Below are 14,474 nucleotides of genomic sequence, written 5' to 3'. Positions count from 1 at the left end.
CCTTTTGCCCGTCCCGTTTTTGTTTCGACCCGAAAGGTGGTCCCATGGCCTCATCCGCGCCGCGCGGCCTGCGCTCCGACCATGTCGTTACCGTCGGTATCGCCCTGTTCTCGATGCTCTTTGGCGCCGGCAACCTTATTATTCCGCCGCTGCTGGCGCTGCAGGCAGGTTCTGCCACGCCGGTCGCCATGCTCGGCTTTCTCATTGCCGCCATCGGCCTGCCCGTCATGGGCTTTATCGCCGTGGCACTTGCCGGAACGGCGCGCGAGCTTGCCGGCCGTGTGCATCCCAAGTTCGGCGAGTTCTTTGTCGCGGCGGTGTATCTGGCTATCGGCCCGTGCCTGGCCATTCCGCGCACGAGCTCCACGGCCTTCGAGATGCTGGTGCCGCTGTTGCCCGAGGGCGTCTCGCTCGGCACGGCGCGCCTGGTGTTTGCCGTCGGCTTCTTTGTCGTCGCGTTTGCGCTCACGCTGCGCCCGGGCGTCATCACACGCGTGCTCGGCCGCATTACGGGCCCCGCGCTCATTGCGCTCATCGTGCTGGTCGTTGGTGCTGCCGTGATCTCGCCGCTGGGTCCCGCTGCCGCGCCGCAGGCCCCCTACGATGCTGGCGCTGCCGTGCAGGGCTTTCTGACTGGCTATCAGACCATGGACCTGCTCGCGTCGCTCGCCTTTGGCATCATCATCGCCGAGACCATCCACGAGTTGGGTGTTACCGATGACAAGCGCGTGGCCTTCGAGATTTCGCGTTCCGGTGTGATCGCCGGCGTACTCATGGCCATCATCTACTGCGGCTTGGGCCTTGCCGGTATGCAGCTCGGCACCGTGATGCCCGACGCTACCAACGGCGCCGCCATCCTCGCCCGTTCGGCCTCCATGCATTTTGGGCTTGCCGGCACGGTCGTGGTCTTTGCGATCTTTTTCCTCGCCTGCATGAACGTGTGCATCGGCCTCATCAGCTGCTGCTCGCGTTACTTCTGCGAGACGTATGTGGTCGAAGGGGGAGCGGAGGCCTCTGAGGAGGCCATGCGCCGCCCCTTTGCGGTTCTCGCCTTTGTGTTCGCAGCGTTTTCGTGCGTGCTCTCCAACGTGGGCCTCGACGTGATTCTTATGTTCTCGGTGCCCATGCTCAATGCCTTGTATCCCGTTGCCATTGTGCTGGTGCTTATGGGCCTGGTGCACGGTTTTTGCGACGCGCATCCGCAGGTATGGGTCTGGGTCGGCGGCGTCGTCGCGGTGCAGAGCGTGATCACCTCGGTCCGCGACGCGTTCTTTGCTGGCGCGTGGCTACCGTTCGATGCGCTGCCGCTGGCGGATATCGGTGCCGCGTGGGCGCCGGTCGCCGTGGTGGCGTTTGTGATAGGCCTGCTCCACAGCCGGTTTGTCGCACATTCGAGGAGCTAGAATATCGCCGCTTGCACAGGCGGGAAGTCTCCCCTATAATTTCCTTCGCTTTGGGACACGCAAGGTTTATGCCTTAGCTGCTCAACACCTTCGGGACGTGGCGCAGTTTGGTAGCGCGCCTGCTTTGGGAGCAGGATGTCGCAGGTTCAAATCCTGTCGTCCCGACCATATCTTGCGGGCGTAGTTCAATGGTAGAACCCCAGCCTTCCAAGCTGATGACGCGGGTTCGATTCCCGTCGCCCGCTCCATAAGAATTGTTTTAACGGCTTTGGTTTCCTTTGGGAATCAGAGCTGTTTTCGTTTACGCGCCGGGCGACGGGAATCGAACCCGTCAGGGTGCGGAGCTGAGAAAATGCGTGAGCATTTTCCAGCGCAGCACGCAAGGGCCGAAGGCCCGCAGCGAAACAAGGATTTGCGAAGCAAATCCTTGGACTTCCCGTCGCCCGCTCCAAGCTATATAATCGCAGGCCAATATGCTAATTTGGCTCGCGTTTATTTTTATACCGTCCGACCTCGCGGGGCAAATGAACCAAGAGCGTTTGTCCCACATCGTAAGAAAGTAGTGATTGCCATGGCACAGAGTAAGGCAGAATACCCCACCCCCGACTGCCTGGCGCCCGCCGCGATCGAGGCTAAGTCCGAGGCCGCCGGCGTTACCAAGGCCAACCTGCCGGTCTCGAAGGCCTTTTTGCTCGCCATGTTCGCCGGAGCGTTTATCGCCTTCGGCGGCCTGTTCTTCACGGTCTTTCTGAGCGATCCCACGCTTGGCTGGGGCGCCCAGCGCTTCGTGGGCGGTCTTGCTTTTTGCCTGGGACTGGTGCTCGTGCTCATTTGCGGCGCGGAGCTGTTTACCGGTAACTCGCTTATGGTATGCGCGCTTAAGAGCAAAAAGATTACGCTCGTCCAGATGTTCAAGGCTTGGGCTGTTGTGTGGATCGGCAACTTTGCTGGCGCCCTGTTCGTTGTCTTTTTGATTTACATGGCAGCTATTTATAAGCTCAACGGCGAGGCCGTCGCCAATGCCATGGTGAGCGTCGCCGCCGGTAAGGTTGCGATCGACGCCGTTACCATCTTCTTCCGCGGCATTTTGTGCAACATCTTTGTCTGCCTGGCCGTATGGATCGGCACTGCCGGCAAGACCGTGGTCGACAAGGTCGTGGGCATTTTGCTGCCCATCGCTGCCTTTGTGGCCTGCGGTTTTGAGCACTGCGTCGCCAACATGTACTTTTTGCCCATGGGTATTTTGATGCACTCCTGCGGCTATGGAGCCGATGTCGCTGGCGCCGATGCCCTCAACGCTGCCGGGTTGGCGCTCAACCTTACGGTCGCCACGCTGGGCAATATCGTGGGTGGCGCCCTGATCGTGGCGCTGGGCTACTGGTTTATCTACGCCAACAAAGAGTCCTAAAGGACCCAACCCATAACCGACCAAAAAGGGACAGGTTTATTTTGGCAGGTTTTGAGCGAGGCGCTGCGCCGTCTTGTCACGAGCTGCCATAATGGACCTGTCCCTTTTTGCATGTGCGTTGCCGCATTTTGCTGCTGACGACAAAGGGGGCCCGCTTTTTATTGAACATGTCGAAAGGCTTTCCATGAGCGACTGCGAATCCATGCCTGCCGAGGTGCGCGACCGCCTGCGCTCCATTCCCGCCGTTCACGAGCTGCTGGCCGAGTGGCCGGTCATGAAGGCTGCCGGCGATGCGGGCGACATGATTGTGCGCGAGGCGATTGATGCCGAGCTCGATGCCGAGCGCGAGGCGATTCGCTCTGGCGTCCCCGCTAGGAATAAGCGCGAGCTCGCCTTGGCCATCGAGCAGCGGTGCCACCGACTGTCGCTGCCGACCCTGCGCCCTGCCGTCAACGCGTCGGGCGTTGTGATTCACACCAATCTGGGCCGTGCTCCGCTTGCTCCCGCAGCGGTGCAGGCGGTGGCCGATGTCGCCCGCGGCTACAGCACGCTTGAGTATGACGTCGCGACCTGTGCCCGTGGGGGCCGCAAAGAGCATGCCGCGCGTCTGCTGCGCACGCTCACGGGGGCGCAGGACGCCCTGGTTGTCAACAACAACGCCGCGGCGGTGCTGCTGGTGCTTGCCGCGCATGCAAGCGGCAAAGAGGTCATCGTGAGCCGTGGCGAGCTTGTCGAGGTGGGCGGCAGCTTCCGCATTCCCGATATCATGGCGGCTTCGGGTGCCAAGCTTGTCGAGGTGGGCTCCACCAACCGCACGCATCTGGATGATTACCGAAGCGCCATTACGCCCAATACGGCGATGATCTTGAAAGTTCATCCTTCTAACTACCGTATCGAGGGTTTCCACGAGGAGGTTTCCGCGGCGGAGCTTTCTGCGCTGGCGCATGAGCACGGGCTGTTACTGTACGAGGACCAGGGCTCGGGCGCTTTGCTTACAGATGAGGTGCTCGTCGATGCTGGGGAGAAGCCCACGTCCGCCTCGCTTTGCGCCGGCGTTGACGTCGTCTCGTGCTCGGGCGACAAGCTGCTCGGCGCCTCGCAAGCGGGCATTATTCTCGGTAGCGCCCAGGTAATCGCCGCCTGTGCCTCGCATCCGCTTATGCGCGCGCTTCGCCCCGGCAAGCTCACGCTCGCGGCGCTCGAGGCCACTTTGCGCCTGTATGTGACCGGATCCGATACAGCGCATCGGGAGATCCCGGTGCTCAACATGCTTTCCGGCGCGCCGGCTCCGCTCGAGCGTCAGGCCAAGCGCCTGCATGACCGCATGCTGCGCAAGCTTCGCGAGTCTCAGTGTGAGGAGGCGGTGGAGCTGCAGGTTGTCGAGGGCGTGTCTGCTCCGGGCGGCGGTTCGCTGCCGACCGTCGAGCTCCCAACTTTTTGCGTTGCCGTCTGTCCCGTCGATGGGCGTCTATCCGCCGATGGCCTAAAGCGCGCTATGGTACAGGAGCCCGATACGCCGGTTGTGACGCGCGTGCGGCACGACCAGGTGCTTTTTGACGTTCGCACGCTTTTGCGCGACACCGACCTTGACCTGTGTGCGTCTGCGTTGGCGGATGCCGTGCGGGCAGGTTTGCGTCGATGACCGCGCGCGAGCTTGTCGAATGTCCCGTTATCGTCGGAACGGCAGGACACGTCGACCACGGAAAGTCGGCCCTTATCGAGGCGCTGACCGGCAAAAATCCCGACCGTCTGGAGGTCGAACGGCGCCGAGGCATGACCACTGAGCTCGGCTTTGGCGAGCTCGAGCTTCCCAGCGGCAAGCTTGTCGGCTTGGTCGACGTACCCGGGCATGCGCACTATCTGCGCGCCATGGTGCAGGGCGCCACCGGCGTGGACGTTGCGTTGCTGGCGGTTTCGGCCGTTGAGGGCGTGATGCCGCAGACCCGCGAGCACGTTCGGGTTCTGAAGCTGTTGGGTGTGACGCGCATGGTCGTCGCACTCACGATGCGCGATTTGGCCGACCACGAGATTGCCGCGCTGGCGGAGCTCGATGTCGAGGCGTTTCTGGACGGGACCGTGTTTGCGGGTGCCTCTATAGTGCCGGTGTCCTCCAAGACGAGCGAGGGCCTGGACGAGCTGCTTACGACGCTCGATAACACGGTTTGTTCGTGCTGGTCGGAGCATCTGGAGGCGACCGCTGGCTCGGGCGCCGCGCCCCGTCTTCCCATCGACCGTTGCTTTAGCATCCGCGGCACCGGAACCGTCGTGACGGGTACGCTGCACGACGGTCCCGTTTCGGTTGGCGATGAGCTCGTTGCGCTGCCGTCGCAAACGCGCTGTCGCGTGCGCGGGGTGCAGGTTCACGGGGATACCCAGTGCGCGGTTCCCGGCCAGCGCGTCGCCCTGAACCTGGTGGGCGATGGCGTGGCGGGCCTCAAGCGCGGCGAGATGCTCGGCGTCGAGGGTCGCGTGGGCCAGACGCTGCGCTTTTTGATGCAACTGACATATGTGGGGCGCGATGGCGTGCGAGCCGGCGTTCTTGCTTCGGGTACACGCGTGCACGTTATGGCGGGCACGGCTGAGGTGCTCGGCCGCATTATGCTTTTAGACGACGAGCCGCCTATTGCGGTCGGCGAGACGCGTGTGGTGCAGGTGCGCCTGGAACGGCCGCTGCCGTTGCGCGCCGGCGATCATGCCGTCATTCTGTCGTATTCGCCGATTTCGCTGCTTGGCGGCGGACGCGTCCTGCTATCGCGCTGTCGCCGCGCGCGGGTCCTGTCGGCGGGGGAGCGCGCGTTGTATGCGGCGCTTGAGTCCGGAGATGTCGCGGACGGCGTACACGCGTGGCTGGCGCTGCAAACGCTGCCTGTTGCTGCTGCCGGTGTTGCCGCAGCGCTCGATCTTGTTACCGGCGAGGTCGAGATCGTTTTGCGTGGGCTTGTGGACCAGGCTGCCGTGTGCGAGCTTGCTGCGGGCGGTGCGGTGCTCTACGCAGATGCCTCGGCTCTCGATGCTGCAATGGATGTGCTGGCTGCGGCCTTGTCCTCCATGCACGCGGCGGCTCCCAAGGAGATCGGCTTTACGTCCGGTGCGGTCGCGCACGCGGCTTGGCCGGGCGCCGGTAACGATGTCGCGATGGCACTTATTGCCGAGGGCTGTGCACGTGGCGTGTGCGCCGTCGACGGTGCCGAGGTGTTCGACCCGCATTCCGCCACCGCGGCGATACGCGTGGTGCGCGAGGCTGGCCAGCGTATCGTGGCCCTGCTGGATGAGGCCGGTCTTAATGCGCCGACGCTTCCCGAGGTGAGCGAACAGTTGCAGCTCGATCGCGACACCATGACGCGTGCACTGCGCGAGCTTTCGCTCAACCACTCGATCGTTAAGGTCGAGCGCGACGTTGCCTTGTCCGCCGCTGCCGAGGCCCATGCGCGTGAGGTTGTTGCGACGGCTATCGAGGCTGCTGGCGGCGCCGCCACCACGAGTGTGCTGCGCGAAGCCCTGGGCGTGTCGCGCAAACGAACCATTAGCATCTTGGAGCACCTGGATGCCGTGCGCTTTACAGTACTCGACAGGGAGGCCGGCGGTCTGAGATCGCTGCGTTAGCGGTTTCCGCATCGCTCTTTTCGGTTGTGGTCTGTTGGGTTTGGTAAAATACCGCCACGTTTGGGAACGGATGGGCTCCGGTGGGCCCCGCGGTCCTCAAAACCGTTGTGAGGCGTGCAAAACGTCTTGGATGTGTTCGATTCACATACGTTCCCGCCAACGCATCCTGCCAACCACCACAAAGGTGCCTGTCCTCTTTGTGGTGGTATGGACCATGTGGACGAAACAGCTTCGAAACACGCGATTTGTACGTCGGGTGCTCAAAAACGCTTCTACCTGCATCGTAATCAAAACGAAACATCTGCTCGTCGGCTTATGCGAAATTTTCCCGCAACAGTGCGATATTATCCATAAACGATAAAGTTCGCGGCGCATGGGGTGCCGCGATCAACATTTTTCGTTTCCCATCATTGGAGGAAGCATGAGCTACACGCAGAAAGTTCTCGACGAGCTCAAGGCCCGCTATCCCGAGCAGCCTGAGTTCATCCAGGCCGCGACCGAGATCCTCGGCACCATCCAGCCGGCGCTCGACGCCCATCCCGAGTACGAGGAGGCCGCCCTGCTTGAGCGCCTCGTCGAGCCCGAGCGCATCGTTATGTTCCGTGTTCCCTGGGTCGACGACCAGGGTAAGGTCCAGGTCAACCGCGGCTATCGCGTCGAGTTCAACTCTGCCATTGGACCCTACAAGGGCGGCCTGCGCTTTAACCCGACGGTCACCCTGGGCATGCTCAAGTTCCTGGGCCTGGAGCAGATCCTCAAGAACAGCCTGACCACCCTTCCCATGGGCGGCGGCAAGGGCGGCTCCGACTTTGACCCCAAGGGCAAGTCCAACAACGAGATCATGCACTTCTGCCAGTCCTTCATGACCGAACTCTATCGCCATATTGGCCCCAATACCGACGTTCCCGCCGGCGACCTGGGCGTTGGCGGCCGCGAGGTGGCCTACATGTTCGGTCAGTACAAGCGCCTGACCAACGAGTGGACCGGCGTCCTCACCGGCAAGGGCCTCTCCTTTGGCGGCTCGCTCGCCCGTACCGAGGCCACCGGCTACGGCCTGGTCTACTTTGTGGACGAGTACCTCAAGAGCCGCGGCGACTCCTTCGAGGGCAAGAACGTCGTCGTTCACGGTTCCGGCAATGTCGCTATCTACGCCGTCCAGAAGGTTTCCCAGCTTGGCGGCAAGGTGCTGGCCTGCTCCGATACCCACGGCTGGGTCGAGGATCCCGACGGCATCGACTACTCCGTGCTCGAGCACGTCTACAACCAGAAGCGCTCCGGCCACGACAAGGGCGTCACGCTCGCCATGTACGTTGACGAGAAGCCCGGTGCCGTGTGGCACGAGGGCGACGGCCGCGGCGTGTGGCAGCTGCCCTGCGACATCGCGCTGCCCTGCGCTCGCGAGAACACGCTGCTGCTCGAGGACGCCCAGGCGCTCGTCGCCAATGGCTGCAAGGTGGTCGGCGAGGGCGCGAACATGCCCACGACCATCGAGGCCACGACCTACTTCCAGGAGAACGGCGTCGCCTTTATGCCCGGTAAGGCTGCCAACGCCGGCGGCGTGCTCGTGTCCGGCCTCGAGATGAGCCAGAACGCCGAGCACCTGTCCTGGACCTTCGAGGAGGTCGACGGCAAGCTCGAGCAGCTCATGCGCGGCATGTTCCACAACGTGGACGACACCGCCAAGGAGTATGGCCAGGAGGGCAACTTTGTCATGGGCGCCAACATCGCCGGCTTCCTGAAGGTCGCCGACGCCATGCTCGCTCAGGGCGTCTGCTAAATTCAGCCTGACATAGCTCCGTACAGCACTCGCTGATGCGCTAAGGCTCCCGACAATTCCTGCCGGGAGCCTTTTTCTATGGTGGTGAGGGTCGTGCGCCCTCGTTTGGTACACTTAGAGATACTGGACAAGTAAAGAGATGGGGGAGAACGTGCTCAAGTTCGGTACCTACGTCCGTGTTGGAAACGCGGCCGAAGCCTATGAGCTCTTGCAGAAAAACCGCAACAACAAGATTGTGGGCGGCGGCATCTGGATGCGCCTTGGTTCACGTCGCGTGGCGACGGCGATTGACCTTTCGGCCTGCGGACTCGATCAGATCGAGGAGACCGAGACCGAGTTTCGCATCGGTGCCATGTGCACCCTGCGCCAGCTCGAGCGCCATGCCGAGCTCAACGCGCTCGTCAACAACGTATTTGAGTTTGCCGTTCACGACATCGTGGGCGTGCAGCTTCGCAATACCGCCACGGTGGGTGGCAGCATCTACGGCCGCTTTGGTTTTTCGGACGTGCTCTCCGCCTTTTTGGCGCTCGACTCGTACGTTGAGCTGACGGGTGCCGGCCGCGTGCCGCTCGCCGAGTTTGTGAACATGGGCTATGTGCGCGACGTGATCGAGCACGTCGTGGTCGTAAAGCACGATTACCGCGCGAGCTACGAGGCCGTGCGCAAGGCCGCGACCGACTTCCCCTCTCTAAACGTTACCGCCGCCTGGTGGGATAACAGCTGGCATGTCACCGTGGGTGCCCGCCCGCTGCGTGCGACCCTGCTGCAGGGCGAGGCATGCGGCCTCGAGAGCGAACAGCCTTCCGAGGACGAGCTGCGCGCCCTGGCCGCGTCCGTGCGCGCGCTGAGCTATGGCACCAACATGTGGGGCTCGGCCGAGTATCGACGCCGCATCTCGGCCCCGCTGGCGATTCAGGCCGTGCGCCGCGCCGCCGGCATCGAGCTTTCGGCCGCGCTTGCCCGCGAGCTCGAGACCGTGCAAGTGCCTAAGTTTGCCACGGACGAGTATTCCTGCCGCCGCGTGCCCGGCGTCGATTCTAGCGAGGTGCGCTAATGGCTGCCAAACTCATCGATCTTTCCTTTACGCTCAACGGCCGTAAGGTCAAGGTTCAGATTGCCCCCGACACCATGCTCTTTTCGCTTTTGCGCGAGCAGGGTTGCGCGTCGGTGCGCTGCGCCTGCGAGACCACCAACTGCGGCCTGTGCACGGTGTGGCTCGATGGCGATCCGATGTTGAGCTGCTCGGTTCCCGCCGCGCGTGTCGAGGGCCGCTCTGTCACCACGCTCGAGGGCCTCAAGGCCGAGTCCGAGGCGCTTGCCCGTGCGATGGCTGCCGAAGGCGCCGAGCAGTGCGGTTTTTGCGCCCCCGGCCTCATCATGAACGTGCTGGCGCTCGCCCGCGCCGCCAAGGAGGACCCGAGCCTCGTCGCCACGCGCGAGGAGCTCTCGCGCCAGCTGGCCGGCAACCTCTGCCGCTGCAGCGGCTACGAGAGCCAGCTGCGCGCCATCGTCCGCTTCCTTAACGAGTCCGGCGTGCAGGTGGGCTTTGAGATGCCCGAGCTGCCGGTCAACGACACTAGCTGCGACGGTGTCTCGTACAAGCAGATCACCCATAAGCAGCCTAAGAAGGACTCGAAGGCCCTGCTCGAGGGCCGTCCCGTCTACACGGGCGATATGGTGCCCGCCGGCGCGCTCATCGTTAAGCTCAAGCGCAGCCCGTATGCCCGCGCCAAGATCTGCTCCATCGACACGTCTCGCGCCCTGAAGGTGCCGGGCGTCGTGGGAGTCTACACCTATGAGGACGTGCCCAAGCGCCGCTTTACCATCGCCGGTCAGAGCTATCCGCAGCCGAGTCCCTACGACCGCTTGATCCTCGAGAACCTCGTCCGTTACCAAAACGAAGAGGTGGCGATCGTCGCCGCCGAGACCGAGGAGGCCGCCGACAAGGCGCTCAAGCTCATCAAGGTCGACTATGAGGTGCTCGAGCCCCTGCTCGACTTTACCCAGGCACTCGATAACGATATCGTGGTCCACCCCGAGGGCGACGTGACCTTTATGTTCCCGCAGGGCGGCGACGTTCCGCGCAACCTGGTGTGCAGCGGCACGAGCGACTTTGGCGACCTTGACGAGGCCTTCGCCCAGAGCGACATCGTCTTTGAGCGCACTTACACCAGCCAGGCCACGCAGACCGCGCCCATGGAGACTTTCCGCGCCTTCGCGACGACCGACGCGTTTGGGCGCATCTCGGTGACCACTTCTACGCAGGTGCCCTTCCACGTGCGCCGCATGGTCGCTCAGTCGCTCGATATTCCGCAGTCGCAGGTGCAGGTCATCAAGCCGCGCATCGGCGGCGGCTTTGGCTCCAAGCAGACGGGCTGCTGCGAGATCTTCGTGGCATTCGTTACCCAGCAGACCGGCCGTCCGAGCTACTGCTGCTACACCCGCGAGGAGACCATCACCGCGGGCAACTCGCGCCACCAGATGCAGATGACCGTTAAGCTGGGCGCCATGAACGACGGCACCATCACGGCCATCGACCTGCACACGCTGTCCAACGCCGGTGCGTATGGCGAGCACGCCACCACGACGATCGGCCTCTCGGGCCACAAGAGCCTGCCTATCTACAACCACGTGAAGGCGAGCCGCTTTAGCTGGGACGCCGTCTACACCAATACCAACCGTGGCGGTGCGTATCGTGGCTACGGTGCCACCCAGGGCCAGTTTGCCGTGGAGAGCGCCGTCAACGAGCTCGCCGACATGCTTCACATGGATCCCGCCGACCTGCGCCTTAAGAACATTGTGCGCGAGGGCGAGGTCATGCCGCAGTACTACAACGAGAAGCTCAACGCCTGCGCACTCGACCGCTGCCTGCTGCGCGCGATGGACATGATCGGCTGGCGCGACAAGCCGCTGGCCGTGGACCTGGGCGACCGCGTGCGCGCCCTGGGCTGCGCGCTCACCATGCAGGGCTCGGGCATTTCCAACGTGGATATCGCCGGCATCGACATGCGCCTGGAAGAGGATGGCTTTATTACCATCGGCACCGGCGCTACCGACAACGGCATGGGCGTCGACACGATCCTGGCGCAGATTGCCGCCGAGGAGCTGGGCGTTGAAAGCTCGCTGATCGTGGTGCGCGGCGTGGACACCGACGTGTCGCCGTTCGACGCCGGCTCGTACGCGAGCTCGGGTACGTACGTGACGGGCTTGGCCGCCAAGAACGCCGCGACCGAGCTGCGTGAGAAGATTTGCGCCAAGGCAGCCCAGATGTGGGACGTGGACGCCGCCGATGTGGTCTTTGATGGTCAGTACGTGCGCCTGTCCGACGAGCGTGCCGCACGCGAGCAGAACCGCTACCTCACGCTGCGCGACTTTGCCAACTTGTGCGTCAAGAACATCGCGGGCGGCGACGCGCTCACCTCGCATGCCTCTGCCTGCCTGCCCGTTTCGCCTCCGCCGTTTATGGCCGGCATTGCCGAGGTCGAGGTCGACAAGGCCACCGGCAAGGTGACTGTGGTGGACTATGCGGCGGCCGTTGACTGCGGCACCGTGATCAACGAGGCACTCGCGCGCGTCCAGGCCGAGGGCGGCATTGCCCAGGGTATCGGCCATGCGCTCTATGAGATTGTCGAGCATGACGATCGCGGCCGCCTGCGCACCGGCAACTTTATGAGCTACAAGCTGCCCACGCGCCTGGATATCGGCAGCATTCGCGTGGCCTTTGAGCCGAGCTACGAGCCGACGGGCCCGTTTGGTGCCAAGTCGATCGGCGAGGTCGTCATCAACACGCCGCTCGCCGCCGTGGCCTCGGCCGTCGCACACGCCACCGGCCACCAGGTCCGCTCGCTGCCCATCACGCCCGAGAAGGCTCTGCTGGGGGAGTAGCGGGTCAGCGAACAAGTCGTAATTGGCGGGGCGGGGCAACTCGTCCCGCCTTTTGCACTCGTGGTGAGGTCGTGAGCCTGTAAAAGGTGTGCGTGCGCTTGCCGTTCGTATCTGCTATCATTCCTAGTCTGTGCGCTCATGCGGGCGTGGCGGAATTGGTAGACGCGCCAGATTTAGGTTCTGGTGGGATTCCCGTGAAGGTTCGAGTCCTTTCGCCCGCACCAACGCATCTGCGTCGGCTTCGGCCGTCGCGACTCTTTGTTGCATAAAGGTACCAGCACCTCAGATAAGCTGGGCAGTATGAGGAGGAACGTGTTGAACATCACCGCTTCTGACGTCAAGGACGCCAAGCTCACCGCTACGGTCACCATCCCGGCCGCCGACGTCGACGCCGCGATCAAGAAGGCCTACAAGGACACCGCCAAGAAGTACCGTTTCCCGGGCTTCCGCGCCGGCAAGGCTCCCCGTCCGGTCATCGATTCCGCCCTGGGCGCCGAGGCTACCCTCGCCCAGGCTACCAACGACCTGATCGCCGCCAACGAGCCCGCTGTCCTCAACGAGCTGGACATCGTCCCCACCAAGAACGGTGACTACAAGGAGCTCGACCTCGCCAAGGATCACGAGGACTACACCTACACCGTCGAGTTCTCCCTGCGTCCTGCTGCCGAGCTCTCCTCCTTCGACGCCGTCGAGATCGAGATGCCTCCCGCGGAGGTCACCGAGTCCGAGATCAACAACCAGGTCGAGATGCTCCTCAACTACCGTGCCACCTTCGAGGACGTTGAGGGTCGTGCCGTCGAGGCTGACGACTACGTGACCGTCGACCTCAAGGCCGTCGAGAACGCCGACAACTTCGCTGCCGAGGGCCGCATGCTCATCGCCGGCAGCGACAGCAACCCCGCCGAGTTCAACGAGGCCCTGATCGGCGCTAACGTCGACGACGTCAAGACCGTCACCTGGACCGACGAGGTCGAGGAGGGCGAGGAGGCCGAGACCCACACCGTCGAGGTCACCGTCAAGGGCATCAAGGTCCGCAACACCCCCGAGCTCACCGACGAGCTCGTCAAGTCCGACTTTGGCTTCGACAGCATCGACGCCATGCGCGACGCCATCAAGATCGAGATCGAGCAGGACAAGGCTTCCCGCCTCCCGGCCGAGAAGGAGAACCGTTGCGTCTCCGCTCTCGCCGAGCGCCTGCAGCTCGACGAGATGGACGCCGACTACGAGCAGTCCGTCTTTGAGGAGCTTGGCCAGAACTTCCTGTCCAACCTCGCTGCCCGCGGCATGACCCTGGACACCTGGCTGCCCGCTTCTGGCCTGACCATGGAGCAGTTCATCGGCGACCTGCACAAGCAGGCCAACGACGTTGCCCGTGAGTCCCTGGCGCTCGACGCCCTCGCCCGCGAGCTCAAGATCGAGGTCACCGAGGACGACATCAACGCCGAGTTCGAGAAGGCCGGCGTCAAGGACGTCGAGGCTTCAAAGGCCGAGTTCATCGCCGATGGCCGCATGCCTGCCGTCCGCGAGTCCATCCGTCGCTCCAAGGCCGTCGACCACCTGGTCGAGGACGCCAAGGTGACCGAGGTCGACGAGACCGCCAAGGACGCCGAGTAATTCTCGCCACCTTGCCCACGAGCGCTTGCGTGCGCCCGTGATGGGGTAAAGTTATACACCGGTTATCCGGTTGCTTCGTACGGTGCCAGCCAATGCATAGCATGCGGGCACCGTACGTTTGTCTAGAACCACTATTGGTCCGTAAGAGAAATGGAGATGCGTATGATCGCTAAGTTCGATTCCGCCCTCGTGCCATACGTTATCGAGCAGACGCCGCGCGGCGAGCGCAGCTACGATATCTATTCGCGCCTGCTCAACGACCGCATCATCTTCTTGGGCGAGGAGATCAACTCCGTCAGCGCCAACCTGGTCGTTGCCCAGCTGCTGCATCTTGAGAGCCAGGATGCCGAGAAGGATATCTCGCTCTACATCAATTCGCCCGGTGGCGAGGTCTACTCCGGCCTGGCGATTCTTGACACCATGAACTTTATCAAGCCGCAGGTTTCCACCATTTGCGTCGGTATGGCCGCGTCTATGGCCGCCGTGCTGCTTTCGGCCGGCGCCAAGGGCAAGCGCTTCTGCCTGCCGCACTCCAAGGTCATGATTCACCAGCCCAGCGGCGGTGCCCAGGGCCAGCAGACCGAGATCGAGATTGTGGCCGAGGAGATCAAGAAGACCCGCCGCGAGCTCAACCAGATCCTGTCCGACGCCTCGGGCCAGCCCATCGAGAAGGTCCAGGCCGATACCGAGCGCGACAACTACCTGACCGCTGCCGAGGCCCTCGACTACGGCCTGATCGACCGTATCGTCACCTCGCGCGACCTCGCCGCGAAGGACGCCTAGG

9 protein-coding genes and 4 tRNA genes are annotated in these 14,474 nt (G+C 63.2%); all 13 read left to right on the top strand.

The window, feature by feature from the left end; translation table 11 throughout:
- Window positions 1-44: 44 nt before the first annotated feature.
- The 13 genes from brnQ to DWY03_RS05280 all read left to right on the top strand — a co-directional run bounded on the left by brnQ (window position 45) and on the right by DWY03_RS05280 (window position 14,473).
- Complete coding sequence (gene brnQ / locus DWY03_RS05335; RefSeq protein ID WP_117840093.1) at window positions 45-1,403, top strand: branched-chain amino acid transport system II carrier protein; 1,359 nt, start codon at window positions 45-47, stop codon at window positions 1,401-1,403.
- Window positions 1,404-1,494: 91 nt separating this feature from the next.
- Window positions 1,495-1,571 (top strand) — tRNA-Pro (locus DWY03_RS05330).
- 6 nt (window positions 1,572-1,577) lie between these two features.
- A tRNA-Gly gene (locus tag DWY03_RS05325) sits at window positions 1,578-1,651 on the top strand.
- A 323-nt stretch (window positions 1,652-1,974) separates the two neighbouring features.
- Window positions 1,975-2,811 (top strand): formate/nitrite transporter family protein, encoded by an 837-nt coding sequence (locus tag DWY03_RS05320; protein ID WP_117840104.1) that lies wholly within the window; start codon window positions 1,975-1,977, stop codon window positions 2,809-2,811.
- Window positions 2,812-2,995: 184 nt separating this feature from the next.
- Entirely contained in the window at window positions 2,996-4,453 is a 1,458-nt protein-coding gene (selA, locus tag DWY03_RS05315) for an L-seryl-tRNA(Sec) selenium transferase (RefSeq protein ID WP_158558628.1), read from the top strand.
- The gene (selB, locus tag DWY03_RS05310; RefSeq protein WP_117840091.1) at window positions 4,450-6,414 is read left to right on the top strand and encodes a selenocysteine-specific translation elongation factor; all 1,965 of its coding nucleotides are present in this window, start codon (window positions 4,450-4,452) and stop codon (window positions 6,412-6,414) included. Before selA ends, selB begins: the two co-directional genes overlap by 4 nt.
- Window positions 6,415-6,476: 62 nt before the next feature.
- Window positions 6,477-6,573 (top strand) — tRNA-Sec (locus DWY03_RS10070).
- A gap of 262 nt (window positions 6,574-6,835) precedes the next feature.
- Window positions 6,836-8,191 (top strand): NADP-specific glutamate dehydrogenase, encoded by a 1,356-nt coding sequence (gene gdhA, locus DWY03_RS05305; protein ID WP_117840090.1) that lies wholly within the window; start codon window positions 6,836-6,838, stop codon window positions 8,189-8,191.
- 151 nt (window positions 8,192-8,342) lie between these two features.
- Window positions 8,343-9,245 carry a xanthine dehydrogenase family protein subunit M gene (locus DWY03_RS05300; protein WP_197032798.1) on the top strand — a complete coding sequence of 301 codons (903 nt, stop codon included), beginning with the start codon at window positions 8,343-8,345 and terminating at the stop codon, window positions 9,243-9,245.
- Window positions 9,245-12,076, top strand: coding sequence for a molybdopterin cofactor-binding domain-containing protein (locus DWY03_RS05295; protein WP_117840088.1), 2,832 nt, complete (start codon window positions 9,245-9,247; stop codon window positions 12,074-12,076). Before DWY03_RS05300 ends, DWY03_RS05295 begins: the two co-directional genes overlap by 1 nt.
- Window positions 12,077-12,216: 140 nt before the next feature.
- Window positions 12,217-12,300: transfer RNA gene (locus DWY03_RS05290), tRNA-Leu, on the top strand.
- 88 nt (window positions 12,301-12,388) lie between these two features.
- Complete coding sequence (gene tig, locus DWY03_RS05285) at window positions 12,389-13,690, top strand: trigger factor (protein WP_231500788.1); 1,302 nt, start codon at window positions 12,389-12,391, stop codon at window positions 13,688-13,690.
- 162 nt (window positions 13,691-13,852) lie between these two features.
- The gene (locus tag DWY03_RS05280; RefSeq protein WP_022095182.1) at window positions 13,853-14,473 is read left to right on the top strand and encodes an ATP-dependent Clp protease proteolytic subunit; all 621 of its coding nucleotides are present in this window, start codon (window positions 13,853-13,855) and stop codon (window positions 14,471-14,473) included.
- The last annotated feature ends 1 nt before the right edge of the window (window position 14,474 follow it).

The organism is Collinsella sp. AF23-2, from assembly GCF_003459245.1.
In the GTDB taxonomy this organism is placed as follows: domain Bacteria; phylum Actinomycetota; class Coriobacteriia; order Coriobacteriales; family Coriobacteriaceae; genus Collinsella.
The sequence above is the reverse complement of the archived record's forward strand: the minus strand, read 5'-3'. Positions and strand labels throughout refer to the sequence as shown.

What these genes read in the sequence shown, in the direction of transcription:
- brnQ (WP_117840093.1), top strand. Translation starts at nt 45, where the DNA reads ATGGCCTCATCCGCGCCGCGCGGCCTGCGCTCCGACCATGTCGTTACC.
- DWY03_RS05320 (WP_117840104.1), top strand. Translation starts at nt 1,975, where the DNA reads ATGGCACAGAGTAAGGCAGAATACCCCACCCCCGACTGCCTGGCGCCC.
- selA (WP_158558628.1), top strand. Translation starts at nt 2,996, where the DNA reads ATGAGCGACTGCGAATCCATGCCTGCCGAGGTGCGCGACCGCCTGCGC.
- selB (WP_117840091.1), top strand. Translation starts at nt 4,450, where the DNA reads ATGACCGCGCGCGAGCTTGTCGAATGTCCCGTTATCGTCGGAACGGCA.
- gdhA (WP_117840090.1), top strand. Translation starts at nt 6,836, where the DNA reads ATGAGCTACACGCAGAAAGTTCTCGACGAGCTCAAGGCCCGCTATCCC.
- DWY03_RS05295 (WP_117840088.1), top strand. Translation starts at nt 9,245, where the DNA reads ATGGCTGCCAAACTCATCGATCTTTCCTTTACGCTCAACGGCCGTAAG.
- DWY03_RS05280 (WP_022095182.1), top strand. Translation starts at nt 13,853, where the DNA reads ATGATCGCTAAGTTCGATTCCGCCCTCGTGCCATACGTTATCGAGCAG.